The sequence below is a fragment of the uncultured Rothia sp. genome (genome assembly GCF_963507905.1).
Classification (GTDB): Bacteria; Actinomycetota; Actinomycetes; order Actinomycetales; family Micrococcaceae; genus Rothia.
Genome location: NZ_CAUOUU010000001.1, coordinates 17439 through 34450, shown reverse-complemented (window position 1 = coordinate 34450; position 17012 = coordinate 17439). Strand labels below are relative to the sequence as shown.

Annotated in this window: 14 protein-coding genes; 2 read left to right on the top strand and 12 right to left on the bottom strand. The window is 60.6% G+C overall.

Annotated elements, in window-relative coordinates:
• Positions 1-504: 504 nt before the first annotated feature.
• The 11 genes from RQ593_RS00140 to RQ593_RS00090 all read right to left on the bottom strand — a co-directional run bounded on the left by RQ593_RS00140 (position 505) and on the right by RQ593_RS00090 (position 13141).
• Complete coding sequence (locus RQ593_RS00140) at positions 505-3435, bottom strand: hypothetical protein (protein WP_311449468.1); 2931 nt, start codon at positions 3433-3435, stop codon at positions 505-507.
• Positions 3436-4037: 602 nt separating this feature from the next.
• Positions 4038-4673: a Fic family protein gene (locus RQ593_RS00135; RefSeq protein WP_311449467.1), complete on the bottom strand. Its 636-nt coding sequence runs from the start codon at positions 4671-4673 to the stop codon at positions 4038-4040.
• 2 nt (positions 4674-4675) lie between these two features.
• Complete coding sequence (locus RQ593_RS00130) at positions 4676-4942, bottom strand: alpha-mannosidase (RefSeq protein WP_311449466.1); 267 nt, start codon at positions 4940-4942, stop codon at positions 4676-4678.
• Positions 4943-5009: 67 nt separating this feature from the next.
• On the bottom strand, positions 5010-5570 hold the full coding sequence (locus RQ593_RS00125) for a zeta toxin family protein (RefSeq protein WP_311449465.1): 561 nt from the start codon (positions 5568-5570) through the stop codon (positions 5010-5012).
• Between the two features lie 28 nt (positions 5571-5598).
• Positions 5599-5787: a transcriptional regulator gene (locus RQ593_RS00120; protein WP_311449464.1), complete on the bottom strand. Its 189-nt coding sequence runs from the start codon at positions 5785-5787 to the stop codon at positions 5599-5601.
• Between the two features lie 89 nt (positions 5788-5876).
• The gene (locus RQ593_RS00115) at positions 5877-6119 is read right to left on the bottom strand and encodes a hypothetical protein (protein WP_070643610.1); all 243 of its coding nucleotides are present in this window, start codon (positions 6117-6119) and stop codon (positions 5877-5879) included.
• Positions 6120-7049: 930 nt separating this feature from the next.
• Positions 7050-8330, bottom strand: a complete 1281-nt coding sequence (locus RQ593_RS00110; RefSeq protein ID WP_311449463.1) for a Fic family protein — start codon at positions 8328-8330, stop codon at positions 7050-7052.
• Between the two features lie 160 nt (positions 8331-8490).
• On the bottom strand, positions 8491-9579 hold the full coding sequence (locus RQ593_RS00105; protein ID WP_311449462.1) for a diacylglycerol kinase family protein: 1089 nt from the start codon (positions 9577-9579) through the stop codon (positions 8491-8493).
• 101 nt (positions 9580-9680) lie between these two features.
• Positions 9681-10991 carry a serine--tRNA ligase gene (gene serS / locus RQ593_RS00100; RefSeq protein ID WP_311449461.1) on the bottom strand — a complete coding sequence of 437 codons (1311 nt, stop codon included), beginning with the start codon at positions 10989-10991 and terminating at the stop codon, positions 9681-9683.
• A 126-nt stretch (positions 10992-11117) separates the two neighbouring features.
• Complete coding sequence (gene pheA / locus RQ593_RS00095; protein WP_311449460.1) at positions 11118-12065, bottom strand: prephenate dehydratase; 948 nt, start codon at positions 12063-12065, stop codon at positions 11118-11120.
• Positions 12066-12235: 170 nt separating this feature from the next.
• Positions 12236-13141, bottom strand: coding sequence for a fused MFS/spermidine synthase (locus RQ593_RS00090; protein WP_311449459.1), 906 nt, complete (start codon positions 13139-13141; stop codon positions 12236-12238).
• 154 nt (positions 13142-13295) lie between these two features.
• On the opposite strand from RQ593_RS00090, the gene RQ593_RS00085 reads away from it, so the two are divergent.
• Both RQ593_RS00085 and pta read left to right on the top strand, forming a co-directional pair.
• Positions 13296-13919, top strand: a complete 624-nt coding sequence (locus RQ593_RS00085; RefSeq protein WP_311449458.1) for a GNAT family N-acetyltransferase — start codon at positions 13296-13298, stop codon at positions 13917-13919.
• 194 nt (positions 13920-14113) lie between these two features.
• Positions 14114-16204, top strand: a complete 2091-nt coding sequence (pta, locus tag RQ593_RS00080) for a phosphate acetyltransferase (protein ID WP_311449457.1) — start codon at positions 14114-14116, stop codon at positions 16202-16204.
• A 146-nt stretch (positions 16205-16350) separates the two neighbouring features.
• Here the strand turns inward: pta and RQ593_RS00075 are convergent, their stop codons facing one another.
• On the bottom strand, positions 16351-16788 hold the full coding sequence (locus tag RQ593_RS00075; protein WP_303950103.1) for a hypothetical protein: 438 nt from the start codon (positions 16786-16788) through the stop codon (positions 16351-16353).
• Between the last annotated feature and the right edge of the window lie 224 nt (positions 16789-17012).

Below are 17012 nucleotides of genomic sequence, written 5' to 3'. Positions count from 1 at the left end.
AGCTACGGACCTTGCGCATAAGGCACCCTCAGCGGGTGCCTTTTTTGTGCGCCGAGCCTGACTCCGACCGCGCATGACTGAAACGGTTGCGGGGTAGGTATAACCTCCGTATAGTGGGGGTTGTCAGGATAAAACGACGGATTACCGCCTACGGGCCCAGGGATGAAGGCTCTAAGGGGCAAGCTGGAGGACTCCGGCCGAACTTACCGCTCCTGACACATAAGGCACCCGTTGAGGGTGCCTTTTCTGTTTAACTACAGCTCAGGGGAGGGGACGCACTCTGGTGCGGCCCCTCCCCTGTTTCTTATGCTCGTGGGCTATTCTTCGTCGTCATCAACGGCGGGTAAGTCCAGCGGTGTCGCCTCGCGGTCAGGTGTGCACAGTGTGGCGCCGTACTCGTTCAGAAGTGCCACCGACGAATCGGTCCAGGCTATAGGTTTGGCCCTATAGATTCGCATTTCGTCCTCGATAGTTCTTGGAGAAAAACGTAGTACTTGGGTCAGCTCACGCATCTAAATTCACCACTTCTTTGAAGCAATCAAGGTTAGAGCGCGAGTGAAGGACAATCACAACCTGCTTGTCACTGCCCTCGATAGCGCACGCCATCGATTCGAGCTCAGTGCGCTCCTCTGACGGAGTGAGACTCTTCAAGGTCTCATCAAGCAACACAAGCCGGGCAGCGCCTTCACGTAACACGGAACGCGCAAGCATGAGCCCGCTCGAATTCGATGCTTCAGATGCGAACGGATCGATATCCGGTACGATTACCACTTCGCCTTGGGGATACCGGCGGTATAGAGCATCAAGCATGACGGACTTGCCCGCGCCAGTTGGTCCAATCAAGGCAACCATAGAACACCCAGAGTCAAGAACACTCTCAAGCAGAGCCAGGTCAGCAGACCGCACGGGCGGATAAGAACGGTCGGCCCGGTACTCTTCAAGCATCCGAACACGCTCCGCAGTCAAGCTGACTACACCAACCTGTTGCAGCGTCTCCACCGTAGATTGGATGCCAGATGACAGAGTTACTGCAAAATATATTACGACCGCGGGAGTAACCACTGAGTTCGATTCTTCGACCATCAGTGCCAATACCACTGCAGAAACATTCAGTGACAACACAAGCGACTGAATCAGTCCCGTACGCAGTGCGTAGGCGTTCGCCAGCTGAATCGAGCTGCTGACGTATGCAGCCTCCGAATGAGCGTAGGCTTCTTCTCCAGCCCGACGCAGCCCTGCACTGACGGGCGCAGCGTGTAAGCCAGCCTGGGCACCAGCCACCCCGATGAAGTCACCTCGGCGATTGGCAGCCGTCGTCGAGGCAGGGAGAATCCACTTTGAACCCTGACGCATAGCAAGCATCGCTAGGGGTGCTACCGCCAACACAGCAATCATGAACAGCGGGGCGCCGGCCACCGCGCCTCCGATGAGCATAAAGGTCTGTAGAATGACCATAAATACCGAACCCAGGGCGCTAGGCACCGACATCTGAAGGTCGGAGAAGTCTTCACCCATCCGCCCCATGACCGCACCGCTTGTTCTAGGAGTAGCGAATCGATCGAGCCTGCGTATAACCCGGTCGTGCAAATCGCTCAGCCTAGCGATGGGAGCCCAGTAGAGCGGGCCAAAGAACATGACGGACCCAACAATTGCTGCCAGTGCGCAAGCAGCTGACACTCCAGCAACCTGAGCAGACAGCCCATCACTGTGAGCAATCGTCATTGCAAAAGCAACTTCGGATCCGCTCAAGAGTAGGGCGCCACACGTAATCCACACCAAATGCGGTCCAAACAACAACAGGGCCGATCGTCGGAATGTGGCACGCTTCGGCTCAGGGTCAGGAAGGTCCTGTCCCTCGCTCACATCCGTCGAACCAGCATCTGCCTCCTTAGCTGCCCCGGGGCTATGAGCCTGCAACTCAAGAGGGTCTACCCTCGCATCATTGCCGGGGGTGAAGGCACTCGGTACGTACTCCTCCGAGCTTGCCAGAAGTGTGCACGTTGGCACGCACTCTAAGATCCTCTCGGCAACCACTTCTCGTGTTACAGGATCAAGCGCTGCGAACGTATCGTCCAAAATTAGCCAGTCCGGTTTGTCTGCCAAAACGATAGCGACAGCAGCACGGTGTCTCTCTCCTGACGACAAGGTTGTTGCGTCTTGCCAGAACCGCCCGATCACATCCTCACTGAGCCCCATACCTAAAGCGAGGCTAGTGAACCGGGATACCTGATGTGGCGAAGCAGAAGCTCGCCACGCTGACAACACCGAATGGGATATTTCCGGGTTGCGTGGTACGAAAGCGGAATCGGGGGTGGTCACGGATGTGCGCAATGCTTCAGCGCGCTCAGACGTAGCTGCAAGCACCTCTCTAGAATTTGAAGGCTGCCCCACCAAGTCCTGCTGTTTAACCGTGCAATTTGGAGACGACTCGAGCTTGTCGAGCTCACGCATCATTGGCACAGCGAGCCGAATAACCCGATAGTTTACGATGTTGTTCTGCACCGCTGCGTACAGGTAGCGGGCTGCCAAAATAATTCCAATACCGAAATGAGCGGATGGCCAGAGCCACGCGCCGAGAACCGCAACCACAGCGAGCACCGCAGTTAGTGCTCCCCGTTCAAGGAATCCATTCAGGATCTGCAACGGGACTCGTCTGTGCAGAAGCTGCTCTTCGGTGTTTCGGATGCTAGCGACCTTATCCAGGGCGGTACCCCAGCTGGGGATGCTTTGCCCTCGAGGCAGCGCGTTTGCTACACGCTGGATCCACTGCCTACGCTCTCCCTCTAGAGCGACGTACTGTTCCCATAGTCGGCCCACCAAGTTGATGAGACGGACGCTGACGAATACCAATCCAGTGATGAGCAACGCAGCGATGGCGCCGCTTGCACCATATAGCGCGAGCGAAGCCGCGAGAAAGGCAATAATCTGAACGGTTGAAACGGCGAAATCAACAACGAAGGCAAACTGGCTGATCTGTCCTGGGTATGTGAGAACATGCCCGTGAGCTTCCGGCGGATGGGATGACCTACTAAAGATGTCCCGGAAACGGCGGTATGTGAGCTGTCGAACCGCGATTGTGAGAATAAGCTCTTGGCGTTCCTTCACCCAGTACCCTAGGCTTTCAGCCAGGAAAGCGAAGATGAGTAACCAAATAGCACTGCCTGGGGTCCTCTCACCTGACGTTACCCGGCCGATACCTGCCGTAATCATCAGAGCCCCTGCAACATTCAGTAGGCCAGCGGTGAAGACGGTGAAACTCGTGCTCGTTGGCGCGAATATCAAAGCAAGCCAGCGGATCCGTCTCGGCAGGTTCCGCGCTATCCTTTGATAGCGTACATACAAGTGCGCGATGGGCATGTCTCTCAGATGCAGGCTAGGAGCGCTCTGTGCTTCGCCCCGTCGCTTGTGATTGATCACCATTACGTTTCCAGTCATTCGGTATTCGAGTTCAGGTGTACGGCCTCGTTAATAAGTTCGTCGTTCGGAAAACGGGCTTGGAGGTCGTTGAGAGCTACCTGGACATCTATGCTCGGATCGAGAGCAGTCCGAGCCTGCATGAGCAAAAGCTCTACCTCAGCCTTCGACTTCGCATCGAGTTGCGCCTGCGCGGCGCGGAATCTGGCTTGCACAGTCCATTCGGGCGTTTCCGCCTCATATGATGCGCGTAGCATGTCCAGGACAGCCTCATCATCCCCAAGATTTGCTGCTTTCGCATACTCGTCTCTTGCGCGACGAGGGGCCCCTAATTGCATAAGGATGAACCCGAGAAGTCGGTGCGCTTCAGGCATGCTTGGGTCGAGCTCAACCGTCTATAATGAACAGCCAACGTCGGCTGAGGTGTTGCCTTCTCGGGCACGCACTGAAATTGGGTACGAGGCAAATATACAACAATTTGACCAAAATCCAACATATAAGCGTGTCTGTCGGGCTCATCCCCGCGCGTGCGGGGAACACCTGCCGCCTTACCAATAAGGTGGCGGGCATCCACGCGTTAATGCCCTCATCGGGTAGCTGCCCAAGGTGTTTTAGCACCCTGACTAGGTATCACGCGGCACAGTGATGATGCTGAACAGCTGATGCAGCTCCTCCGGATGCACCTCAAAATACCCGCGATCCGGGCCGCTAAACATGGAACTCTGGTTCCAGCCGCGGCGGCCAGCACGCACATAATCAAACCGGAAATTACTACGCGCCGCCACATGATTCATAAAAATGCGAGTCGCACGACCATTACCCTCACGGAAAGGGTGCGCATGGTTCAGGTGCGCGAAAATCGCGGCGGCAGCCTCCACAAATTCCTGATGGTTCAGGCTCGCCCAGTCAGTCGCACGGCTAGTAGTGAAAACGTAGTCGAGGTACCGGTCAATGCTCAAGGGCCCGCGCTGAACGCTCGCGAAAGCACTCACGCCCTTAGACATATCTACGGTGCGGTACTCTCCCGCCCAGTCGTACACGTCCTGGAAGAGGTAGCGGTGAATGGCCTTGAGGTGCTCCGCGTCGAAGGTGTGGGCGATGAGCTCGGGGTTCTTGGTGAGCTCGTAGCCTCGTCGGGTGATGACGCGGTGCTCGTAGAGCGAAAGCGCCGCGGGGTCCTTGATGCCCGGCTTGTTCCGCATGACGTGCTGGTAGGGTTCGGGGTAGAAGTACGCCGCCCAGTTCTGCTGATGACTCATGACTATTCGCCCTCCTCTGCGTGCTGGCCCACGTTTTGGCTTGTCAGCACCTGGTAGGCGAGCGCTTTCGCTAGTGCCTGCCGGTCGTATTCTTCTGCGGTGATTCGCCCGAGCTCGTAGTCGATGAGTAGCGTGACGTCTTCGCGGGTGGGGTTGTCGCCTTCAAGCCAGGATGAGGTGAGGGGCTGCATGACGTTGCGGCGCTGCTCTTCGGTGAGCGGCTCGAATAGTTCGGGGTAGCGCAGGTGCAGGTCAAAATGATCTGACACTGTATGTTCCTTTCTTGACCTTCACGGATCGCCCTCACGGCTGGGTTGTGAGGGTGGGAGGTGACGGTTAGCTGAGGTGCAGACCGTATCTCGGCTCGTCGAGCAACACCTTGGAACCGGCACGCCAGTACACCGGTTCGTACCAGTGGGTGTTGTCGAAGACCCGCAGGGTATCCACAGAGGAGGCGAGCACCTGCAGGTTCGCGTGGGAGCTGTCGTAGCGGCGGCGGATATCTGCCTCGTCAACACCGTGCCCGCCCTTGGCAACGCGGGCGGCGACCCGGTCCACGGCGGTGTCGGCGCTGTTGAGCGTCACGTACAGTAGGGTCACCTCGTACCCTTGGGCGTGGGCGCGGTCGATGAGGTTCTGGAAGGATTTGGCGTTACCCGCAAGGGTGGTTTCCTGGTGGATGGACTCACCGGCCGCGAGCGCTTGGCGCAGGTCCTGCACAGTGTCTCGCATGGCGCGGGCGGCGTCGGCGGGGTTGCGCCAGTCGCCTCCTGCAGCGCGGAGTATCTCATCGGCGTTGAGGCGGCGGGTGTCACCGAAAATCTGCGGGTTGGTGCGGTAGAGGGTGCTCTTACCGGCTCCGTTGACTCCGCCGATGATGATGTATTGGGGCTTCATGTGCGGCTCCTTAGACTGCCTAAACGGCTTAGACGACGAAGTTCTCGTCAGCGAGAACAATGCGCTGCTTCTGCTGCAGGGAGTAGGTCTGCAGGGCGAGGTAGAAGCGGCGTTTTTCGTCGTCGTCTTCGGCCTCGATAAGCGGGGTGAAGACCTCTGAGCTGTTGTCTACGAGGTACTTGTGGAGCGCCTCAAAATCGGGGGTGTTGTCTTCCATGGTTATTGCCTTTCCGGAAGTGAGTCGACGGGCTGGTACTGCCCGGTTGCGTTGGGTTCGGTGGAAGAGTTCGTTTCTTGAACTTTTGCCTAGTCGGCAGGCTTTTCCACTGCCTGCTTCTTCTCTCGTCGGCGGCGACCCCACTCCCCAAATTCGGGGCGGCTCGTGTACTCGGTATTCCACGCCTCCGCGGTAGCCGGCAACCAAATTCTCTTATTGCTGTGCGACATAAAATCGGGCTCGGGCAGCTCGCCTCGGCGGAGCAGACCCGCAGGAGTCATACCCAGAAAACGCGCCATTTCATTGACGCCTACAATCAGCATGCGATCCATTAGGTGGGTCCTTTCGTTAGTCTTCGCTGCGGTGGCGACGGATATACCATGCGCATGCATGGAGTACGGCTGCTAGTGCAAGCATTCCAAAGGTAATAGCGGATACGACCGGGTAAGTCGGAAGCGATACTACTGTGCAGATAATGGCGATAGCGTAGGGAAAAACGGTATACAGAGTTTTCATCTTGTGATGCTTATGATGCTTAGAAAGTACCGGCTCTTCCCGATATTTCCCTCGCAGCTTCACCTTTCATTGTGTGGCTGGTTAGTGCGGGGCGCATCTCCCATACTCTTGGAAGGCACCTCGTATATTCCAGCCTAACCCAGGTACCGAAAACAGGCACTGCCCGCGGTCATTCTGGGGAGGGCACCGCAAAAATGACCGTTTGCGTTGCTAGAGATTCCCGCGCTTGGTAACCTTGAGGTACAAGTTAAAACTCATCTCGTACGCTCTGCGCAAGTTACCGTGCTACTCATCATGTAAGTGATGAGTTCCTATCAGACTTGTTCTGTGTAGGGAGGGGAAAGGGTGAGGCTGCGGGGGGAAGCCTGTTTGGCCGAAGCCGTGGACCTTGTCATGGGTATGAGGCGTGGTCCCCATAGGGTAGCGCCTCATAACGCTTTAAGGGCGAACCTTTAGGGGTTCGCCTTTTTTGTGCGCCGAACCTAGACCCCGACCCCGCATGACTGAAACGGTTGCGGGGCAGAAGTAACCTCCGTATAGTGGGGGTTGTCAGGATAAAACGACGGATTACCGCCCTCCGGGGCCCAGGGATGAAGGCGCTAAGGTATGAAAGCTGGAGTATTCCGGCCGTTCTTGGCGATCCTGACGCATAAAGGCACCTTACGAGGTGCCTTTTCGTTTAACTACAGCTCAGGGGAGGGGACGCACTCCGGTGCGTCCCCTCCCCCGTTTCTTCTGCCCGTGGGCTATTCTTCGTCGTCATCAACGGCGGGTAGACCCAGCAGGGCGGTTCCCGCCTCGGTGAGCGACCAGCGCATCGTACGGCCAGCCTTCACACCCTCAACAAACCCAAGCCCCTGCAACAGTTTGAGCCTATCGCGCAGAGTCGGCGCCGTAACACCCAGCGCATCCTGCAATTCGCTTGAGGTAGGCGCAACCGGCGCACGGAAAATCTGCACCTGCCCCAGCAGGTACAGCAGCCGCAGCACATCATCACGCTTCTTCGAAGTCAGCCCGGGGGTGCCACCCGTCCAGGTGCGGCTGCCCTCCAGCTCAGCGATACGCCTGCCAAGAGCACGCCACGCACGGTCGCGTGACTCCAGTTCGTCTACCAGGTGCTCCTGAGCCTGCTCGATCAGCCCCAGAAAAACGTGCAGAAAACCGGTCACCTCACCGTAGTTGAGGGGTTCTTCCGCCGCGCTAAACGCCTTGTAGTAGCGGCTCTTCTGAATGTTGAGAGTGCTCGGCAGAGTGAGGGTCGTCAGCCGGGTGAGCGTCTGCCCCAGGTGGGACACCAGCAGGTACCTGCCCAGGCGGCCGTTGCCGTCGTAGAAAGGATGCGTGTACTCCACCATGAAATGTGCGGCGATTGCGGAGAATAGCGCCGGCACGTTCGGGTTGAGGGCGTGGTCAAGCGCCACCTGAACGTTAGCGGTGATGGTCGCTTCACTGTCGGGGGCGCGGTGAATTTCGCGGGTGTTGTCGTGAATAACCACGGGTTTGGTGCGGAATAGCGCCCCGTCTGGGCGGTCTTCTTCCGCGAGGTGCCCTTCGAGTAGCGTGTCGTAGAGGCTACGTACCTGCTCAACTGTGGAGGGTGGGCGGTCTGCCCCCAGGTCTTTGAGGAGGTTCACGAATTCGACGGCGCGCTTAGCGCGGGGGTCCTCACTGTCGCCGGAGGTAAGCGCCTCAGAGATGAGCTGGCGTGTGGTGTGTACACCTTCGATGCGGTCGGACGCCACGATACTGCGTACTGCCAGGTCGAGTAGGTAGCTCTGCATGGCGATGCTGGGCAGTTGGGAGCTCAGCTGTTCGATGTGCCGTTCACGGCGCATGATGCGTTCGAAGGATGCGAGCGTGGTGCGGTCTGCCAGGTAGAACAGGGGGTGCTCCCCTACCGTGAATTCGTTGAGGAGGTGGGTGGAGTGGCCGTTGCGGCGTGCCTGCAGTTCGGTTTGTGCGGCGGCTTTGCCGCGTTCGTGAAAGATGCTTTTGAGGGTGCGGTACCTTGTGCTGGTGGTGTTCACGGGTGCCCTCCTTGATGGTGTAAAAAATCGCGGTTTTTTTCATTATCCTCCCGATTTTCAGGAAATAATGAAAAAATCCGCGATTTCTTTCATAATTCAGGTCACAAACGGGTGATTAGGGTGCTAGACAGGATTCCGCCTTACACCTTCACTACGCCCGCTAGAGCACCTCTGGGTGGACCGCCACCTCCACGGCGGCAGGCAGCACGCGCGCACTAATACGGTACGCCGACGGTGCCGGGTCGCCATCCACCTCAACAGGCTGCGCACCATCCGGGAACTCCAACACCGCTTCAGACCCCACCAGGTGACGAATCACCGGCAGCTCAATACGCGGCGAACCCAGAATCGTGCGGCGCGTAACCTTCGCCATCAGCAGCCCCCACTCCACCAGATTACGCGGCGACGCCACAATCACCTCAAGATTGCCGTCATTCACATCCGTCATATCCGCCAGGCGAATACCACCCTGCAGGCGGCCACAATTCGCGATCAGCACCGACCGCATCGGCAGAGTACGGAACGGCGCACCATCCACGCTGATACGCACCGGGTGCGACCTGCCCAGCATGTGCTTCATGCCGGACTGCACGTACGCAACCCACCCGAACTTCGCCTTAATGTCCTCGTTCGTGTCGTTCATGACGAGCGCGTCAAAGCCTGCACCACTCATCACAAAGAACGTGTGTTCGGTTTCTTCGCCGGGGGTGCTCGTCGTCGTCATCTCAATCGCATCAACACTCTGACCTGCACCGTTGAGCGCAATATTCACACACGCCGCCACGTCACTGACCGGAATATACAGGTTACGCGCCAGCAGGTTACCGGTACCCATCGGCAGAATACCCAGGCGCGGTTTGGTCCCCTCATGATGCGCCAGCGCCGCCGCCACAGCACGCACCGTACCGTCACCACCGGCAGCAATGAGCCGGTCAACACCCTCAGCGATCAGCTCGCGGGCAGCCTCGGAACCGGGCTCGTCCACGCGGGTGGTGCGCACCAGCGGCTGCGGGTGGCCGTTCGCCGCGAGGGTACGTTCCAGAATCTCGATAGCCGCCGCAGCGCCGGGCTTGCTGGGGTTGTACACCACGCCCACGCGCTGCGCCTCACCGGTGGGCAGGGTCGGCAGAACGCCGAAGGGAGCACCCAATTCGATAGCGCGTCGGCGCGCTTCACGGCGGGCACGAGTGACGGAGGCGGTCAGCGCCGCCGCCGCGGAAACACCAAGAAGTTTACGGTATAGAGGCATAGTTCTTAGATTACCGGGATACGCGAAAACCCGCCCACCGTTTACGCGGTGAGCGGGTTTTTTAGCTGGTTATGAGATTACTCAGCGGGCGGGGTTTTCCCTTACTCAGCAGCTACTACCGGGATGACCTCGGCGCCACCCATGTACGGGCGAAGAGCCTCCGGAATACGGACAGAACCGTCAGCCTGCTGGTGAGTCTCCAGGATGGCAACCACCCAGCGGGTCGTCGCCAGGGTGCCGTTCAGGGTCGCTACGGAGCGGGTGCGGCCCTTACGCACGTTGCCTGCCTCGTCCACGGTGTCCGGGGTGCGCTCGCGGATGTTCAGGCGGCGCGCCTGGTAGGTGGTGCAGTTCGAGGTGGAGGTCAGCTCACGGTAGGTGCCCTGGGTCGGGACCCACGCCTCGCAGTCGAACTTGCGGGCTGCGGAGGTACCCAGGTCGCCTGCAGCGGTGTCAATCACGCGGTATGCCAGGCCGCAACGCTGCAGCATTTCCTCTTCGAGGGACAGCAGCTTCTCGTGCATCTCTTCTGCCTGCTCGATGGGGCAGTAGACGAACATTTCAGCCTTGTTGAACTGGTGCACGCGAATGATGCCGCGGGTGTCCTTACCTGCGGAGCCAGCCTCGCGGCGGTAGCAGGAGGACCAGCCGAGGTACTTCTTCGCGCCCTTCTCGAAGTCGAGAATTTCGTCGGTGTGGTAGCCGGCGAGCGCCACCTCGGAGGTGCCGACCAGGTACAGGTCGTCGCGTTCGAGGCGGTAGATTTCGTCGTCGTGCTTGACGTTGAAGCCGGTGCCGTTCATGATTTCGGGGCGTACCAGGGTGGGGGTGGTCATCATGGTGAAGCCGTGCTCGGTTGCGAGGTCGAGCGCCATCCACATGAGTGCCTGCTCGAGGCGTGCTACCTGGCCCTTGAGGAAGTAGAAGCGTGCGCCGGAGACCTTTGCGCCGCGTGCCATGTCGATGCCGTCGACGAGTTCGCCGATTTCGAGGTGGTCGCGCGGTTCGAAGCCGTCAGCTGCGAAGTCGCGGGGGGTGCCGACTTCCTTGACGACTACGTAGTCGTCTTCGCCGCCGACGGGTACGCCGTCGATGATGAGGTTTTCGATGCTGCTGATCAGTTCCTCGTATTCGGCGGTTTTCGCTTCGGAGGCTGCCTTTGCTTCGTTGACGCGGGCTGCCAGTTCCTTGGCCTGTGCGACGAGGGCGGGCTTTTCTTCCTTGGGGGCCTTTGCGACGGTCTTGCCGAAGGCGTTCTGCTCGGCGCGCAGGTTCTCGTATTCGCCGATGAGTGCGCGGCGTGCGGTGTCGGCTTCGAGGATGCGGTCGACGTGGGTTTCGTCCTTGCCGCGTGCTCGCTGGGAGGCGCGGAAGACGTCGGGGTTTTCGCGGAGGAGGTTAATATCAATCACTGTTTTATCCTACCTAATCTTGCGGTGGGTTGTGGGCGGGGTTTGCGCTGGTGGGGCGCGGGTAGGTGCGGGGGTGGCTAGCGGCGGGCGGCTGGTGGTGCCGCCGGGCTGTTGAGGATGCCGCCGCTAGTGGCGCTGCAGGTGTGCGGGGCGGCCGTTGGGGAAGAGCGACTCGACCCATTCGTGTGCGGCGTCGAAAGAGCCGTCGGAGTGAATACTGTCGACTTCGGTGTTTTCGTGGTCGGCGCGCGGGTAGGAGCCGAGGAATTTCAGCGTTGGGGAGACGCGGTGCAGGCCGCGCAGGGCATCGCGCATGCGTGCCTCGTAGATGTGGCCGTCGGCGTCGATGCTGAACGAGTAGGAGCCCATGCCTTCGCCGGTGGGGCGCGATTCGATGCGGGAGAGGTTCACCCCGCGTACCGCGAACTGTTCGAGCAGTTCGAGCAGGGCACCGGCGCGGTTGGTGGGCAGCGGCACGGTCAGGGTGGTCTTGTCGGAGCCGGTCGGTTCGGGGATGTCGGCGGTGCGGGAGAGCAGCACGAAGCGGGTTACGGCGTTCTTGTTGTCGCCGATGTTGTCCTGCAGTACGTGCAGTTCCGGGTGGTAGTTCAGCAGCGCCGGGGAGCAGATTGCCGCATCGTAGGTGCAGCCCTCTTCGAGCAGGCCGACAGCCGCCGCCGCGGTGGAGGAGCCGGGCAGGTAGGCGGCGGTGGGCACGTTCTCCTGCGCCCAGCCGCGCACCTGCGCCCAGGCGTGCGAGTGGGTGGAAATGGTCTTAACGTCCTCAATGCTGATGGGCTTCGCGGCGACCAGCACGAAGCGGATCGGCACGAGCACCTCGCGGATAATGCGTACACCCTCGCTGGCTGCGATAGCGTCCAGGGTGGCGCTCACGCCGCCCTCCACGGAGTTTTCGATGGGCACCATGGCGGCGTCCACCTCGCCCGCGTTCAGGCGTGCGAGCGCGTCGGGCACGCTGGTGGCGGGGATGCGTTCGGCGTCGGATGCGCCGGGGACGCTCAGCAGGGCGGATTCGGTGAAGGTGCCGGAGGGGCCAAGGTAGGTGTATCGCATGCCACTATAGTAGCGTCTGCCGTGGAGGGGGCGCCGAATTCGGTGATAGGTTACGGTCTTTGGCGGTAGTTAAAAACCCCCACCAAAGTCACTAACCTATGGTCGAAAAACTTAGGTTATGGCCAGAAAACCTGAGCCGCCCCCGAAAACCTATACCGCGGCTGAAACCGCTACCTCACGAACTGGCGAACCCGCGCGGTGTCCCAGTACTGGGCGGGCACGCCTCCACCCATGAGCTCACGGGCGATAGCGGCAGCCTGCACGGAACCAGCCTCCGGCAGGGGCGCGTGGGAACCGGCAATAATGACGTTGCCGCGGCGGCGGCCCTTCAACATTGCCGAATCCGCCACAATGCACACGTACTCGAACACCTCAAGCAGGGCGGACGCCTCCGCGCGGGCACCGGTCAGCGCCGGCCCATCACCGCAATTGAGGATGTACAGGCCGCCGGGTGCCAGCGACTCGGCAACGGTGCGGGTGAACTCGACGGTGGTCAGCGCCTCGGGCGTGGTGTCCCCGGCGAATACGTCACGAATCACCACGTCACGGGATGCGGGCGCGAAGGTCGCGGTGACGGCACCCGCCTCACCCACACGAATCTTCACGCGCGGCGCCTTGGGGATGTCGAACCAGGCACGCACATACTCGGCGAGCTTGGCGTCCAGCTCAACGACCGTGTTGCGGCTCGTCGGGTACAGGTCAGCGAAGTAGCGCGCCATGGAGCACGCGCCGCCGCCCAGGTGGGTGATGCGCAGCTTCGCGACGTCCAGGTGCTCCTCCACATGCGAGGAGACGACCGCCGCGATCCAGCGTATGTACTCAAAATCCAGCTGGCGGGGCTCACCCACAATCACGTGGGAAGACTGCACACCATTAATGAGCAGCAGCCAGCCGTCGGCGTGGTAGCCGTCGGGGACCAGCTCCGCCTCACCCGTAGAGATCGGGTACACGCCAGCGGCGGCACCCTGCACGGGGGTGTTCTCGGTATCGTCGATGCGGTTCTTCTGGTTCTTCTGCTGCTTCTGGGTTTTCTGTGCCTTCTGGCTTTTCTTGGGTGCCCTGCTCTTTTTCGCCATACCCACTAGCCTAACCGACACGACTCAAAGCAACAGCGCCGCCCAATAGCCACTACCCCCTAGCCGCCCCCACATAGCTACCGCCAGCACGCCCCTAGCGTACGCACCCGCGAAGGACCGCCTCCACAGGGGCAGGCTGAGTAGACTAGAACCCATGGGATTTGTATGTCAGGGCCGCTACGCGCTCGCACCGATTGAACCGACCGACGCCGAAAAATACGTCAACCTGCAGCTGGACTGCATGGAACAAACCTACGACCCGATCTACTTTGACGCGCTCGGGGAAAGCTTCACCGCCCGCCACCGCGCCGAACGCGACGAATACCTCGAAGACTTCCACCGCCACCTCGCCTCCCCCACCGTGCGCGGCTTCTTCGCCTACGAGGTGCCCGGCTGGACCTCCGACGGTGGACTCTCCTGCTCCATCGGCGCACGCATCGACTGGGATAAGCCGGTCGGCGTGGCACTCTCCCTATGCGAACAATCCGCCTGGGAACTCGAACGCGCCGATACCCTCCCCGAACTGCCCGCAGGCACCCGCAAACTCACGCACCTGTACACCCTCAACCACACGCACGGCACCGGGCTCGGTCGGGCGCTCTACGACTCCGTCATCTACCCGGACGAAAACTCCTACCTGTGGGTCATGGCAGAAAACGAACGAGCGCTCTCCTTCTACGAGCACCTCGGCTACCAGCGCAACAGCATCGAATTCGAAGCACGCGGCATCTGGGCGCCCGGCCACAGCGTACGGTACGCGCGCATCCTCAACCCCTAAACCACACACCGCAACAGGGGAACAGCCCGCCCACATGACGCAGCGCACCGCACACCCTGTTAGGCACCACCCCCACAACGCCTTAAGATAGAAGATGACCTATAAGCTCGACGCACCCGCGCACAGGAGCACATACACCCCTGCGCAGCCGCGGGACCCAGCGCCGAACATCCGCATAGAAGGAAAGTAAAACTATGACCACCGGTCTTTACCTCTCCGCTATGTCCCAGAACTCGGGCAAGTCCCTCGTCGCCCTGGGCCTAGCAGACTCCCTCATCAAGCGCGCAGACCGCGTCGGCTTCTTCCGCCCCGTCTTCGACGGCGCAACCATCGCCGACGACCCCATGGCACGCCTCATCCGTGAGCACTTCGGCCTGACCGAAGAGCAGGTCGGCGGCGCAGTCTCCATGACCGACGCACTCGCACTTATCGCAGAAGGCGACACCGAAGAGATCTCCGCACGCGCAGTCTCCGCCTACGAGAAGGTCGCAGCACACAGCGACGTCGTAATCGTCGACGGCGTCTACCTGCCCGCCAACGCGCTCTCAGTCGAATTCGACCTGAACGTCCAGATCGCACGTGACCTCGGCCTGCCCGTCGTCGCAATCGTCGGCGCACAGGAAGCAACCGTCGAAGAAGCAGTCACCGCAGTCGACGTGGCACGCACCGAGCTGCTCGCCTCCAAGGCAGACCTGCTCGCCATCATCGTCGGCCGTGCAGAACCCGAACTGCGCGAAGAAATCGAGAAGTCCGTCAAGCGCGGCGACGCAAACCTGCCCGTCTACGTACTGCCCGAAATCCCCGAGCTGAACGCACCCACCGTCGGTGAAGTTGCCGAGGCCCTCAAGCTCGACACCGAAGGCATCAAGGCAGAAGACCTCAGCCGCGATATTCACGGCATCAAGGTCGCAGCAATGAACGTCTCCAACTTCCTGAACCAGTTCGTCGACGGCGACTTCGTGATTGTCCCCGGCGACCGTGCAGACATCGTTGCAGCAACCCTCGCATCCGCACTGGCACCGACCTTCCCGGCGCCCTCCGGCGTGCTGCTCACCGGCGGCCTGGACGCGCTGCCCGGCAAGAACACCGCAGTCGGCTCCCTCATCGACAACGCGCCGTTCCCCGTGCTGTCCACCACCAAGGACACCTTCAAGTCTGCACGCGCAGTCTCCCGCGTCCGTGGCGCCCTCGAAAGCGGCCACCAGCGCAAGCTCGCAGCAGCAATGGGTGGCTGGGACGAGCACGTCAACAAGGACGAACTGCTCGCACGCCTCGAAATTGAGCGCCCCGCATCCATGACCCCGCTGCGCTTCCTGCACAACCTCATCGAGACCGCACGCGCAAACCGCCGCTCCGTGGTCCTGCCCGAGGGCTACGACGTGCGTATCCTGCGTGCCGCCGAGATCATTGCACGCCGCGACTTCTGCGACCTGATCCTGCTCGGCAACCCCGCCAAGATTGCAGAGATTTGCCAGGCTGAGGGTATTGAGCTGCCCAGCTCGATCCGCATCATCGACATCGAGAACAACGAGTACACCGAAGACTTCGCAGCAACCTACGCTGAGCTGCGTGCACACAAGGGCGTCACCATCGAGGCTGCTCGCGAGCGCATGACCGACCCCTCGTACTTCGGCACCATGCTCGTCTACAAGGGCATCGCCGACGGCATGGTTTCCGGTGCAGTGAACACCACCGCGAACACCATCCGCCCCTCGCTCGAGTTCATCAAGACCCGCCCCGGCACCAAGATCGTGTCCTCCGTCTTCCTGATGCTGATGGAAGACCGCGTTCTGGTCTACGGCGACTGCGCAGTGAACCCGAACCCCAACGCAGAGCAGCTCGCCGACATCGCGAAGGCATCCGCGGAGACTGCACGCCAGTTCGGCGTGACCCCCAAGGTTGCTATGCTGTCCTACTCGACCGGCACCTCCGGCGCTGGCGCAGATGTGGACGTTGTGCGCGAGGCAACCGAGCTCGTGCGCGCATCGAACCCCGACTTCGCGGTCGAGGGCCCGATCCAGTACGACGCTGCATCGAACATGTCCATTGCGTCGACCAAGCTGCCCGGCAGCGAGGTTGCTGGTCAGGCTACCGTGTTCGTCTTCCCCGACCTGAACACCGGTAACAACACCTACAAGGCTGTTCAGCAGTCTTCGGGTGCTGCCGCTGTGGGCCCGGTTCTGCAGGGTCTGCGTAAGCCCGTGAACGACCTGTCGCGCGGTACCACCGTTGAGGACATCATCAACACCGTTGCGATCACCGCAATTCAGGCACAGAGCCTGTAAGGTGCACGCGGCGCTGTAGCGTGAAGGTTGCGGCGTTCCGTTGATATAGAAATCTCCCGCACTGGGGGGCATGCCTTGGAGGTGTGCTCCACCCGGTGCGGGAGATTTTTTGTAATTACAGGGTTTCTTGTAGTGCCATTCCCCGGTTAGTCCTTACGGGTGCGGTCAAGGCGCACATAGTTGATCACGCCAAGAACAGCCATACCCACGGCGACCAGCACCGGGTCGAGGGCGGGCGGGAAGAGCCAGGTGAGCCCCGCCTCCACGGTGTAGGCGATGAGGCGGCAGACAAGGTAGGTACACACCGCCACGAAGAGCGCGTAGGCGACGATGATGCCGACCGGGCGGGGCTCGTAGCCTTCTCGTCGGGCGCGCAGAGCGGCACCCAGGGCGTTACCCAGATACAGGGCGAGAGCACCGACGACGACCGCGGCGGTGAGGGCACCGTCGAGGAGCGTGCGCGGGGTCAACGGTGCGGTGCCTGCCTCAGAGAAGAGGTTGAGGATGCGCACCGCGGCGTAGGCGTAGCAGAAGATGACTGCCGCGCGGATGGTGAGGGGTAGGTTAGTCCAGAAGGTTTTCATGCGGCCCCTTTCGAGGTGGAGGGCGGGCTTCTGTCTGGGTGTTACCCCAAGGATACCTAAGAACGCCGGCCTGTGATGCGAATCAATAGCGTTTGGGCTGGTGTGTTCTGCGTGCGGGGCGGGGTGATTGCTGCGCCGAGTTTAATCGCCGAGAAGCCACATGTGTTTCGAAAAGCAACATGTTACGTGGCTTCTCGAAACACATGTGGCTTTTCGAGGAAAGG

Excerpts from the sequence above, each read along its gene's own strand:
- RQ593_RS00140 (WP_311449468.1), bottom strand. The coding sequence starts at position 3,435 with ATGACTGGAAACGTAATGGTGATCAATCACAAGCGACGGGGCGAAGCA.
- RQ593_RS00135 (WP_311449467.1), bottom strand. The coding sequence starts at position 4,673 with ATGAGTCATCAGCAGAACTGGGCGGCGTACTTCTACCCCGAACCCTAC.
- RQ593_RS00125 (WP_311449465.1), bottom strand. The coding sequence starts at position 5,570 with ATGAAGCCCCAATACATCATCATCGGCGGAGTCAACGGAGCCGGTAAG.
- RQ593_RS00120 (WP_311449464.1), bottom strand. The coding sequence starts at position 5,787 with ATGGAAGACAACACCCCCGATTTTGAGGCGCTCCACAAGTACCTCGTA.
- RQ593_RS00115 (WP_070643610.1), bottom strand. The coding sequence starts at position 6,119 with ATGGATCGCATGCTGATTGTAGGCGTCAATGAAATGGCGCGTTTTCTG.
- RQ593_RS00105 (WP_311449462.1), bottom strand. The coding sequence starts at position 9,579 with ATGCCTCTATACCGTAAACTTCTTGGTGTTTCCGCGGCGGCGGCGCTG.
- pheA (WP_311449460.1), bottom strand. The coding sequence starts at position 12,065 with ATGCGATACACCTACCTTGGCCCCTCCGGCACCTTCACCGAATCCGCC.
- RQ593_RS00090 (WP_311449459.1), bottom strand. The coding sequence starts at position 13,141 with ATGGCGAAAAAGAGCAGGGCACCCAAGAAAAGCCAGAAGGCACAGAAA.
- RQ593_RS00085 (WP_311449458.1), top strand. The coding sequence starts at position 13,296 with ATGGGATTTGTATGTCAGGGCCGCTACGCGCTCGCACCGATTGAACCG.
- pta (WP_311449457.1), top strand. The coding sequence starts at position 14,114 with ATGACCACCGGTCTTTACCTCTCCGCTATGTCCCAGAACTCGGGCAAG.
- RQ593_RS00075 (WP_303950103.1), bottom strand. The coding sequence starts at position 16,788 with ATGAAAACCTTCTGGACTAACCTACCCCTCACCATCCGCGCGGCAGTC.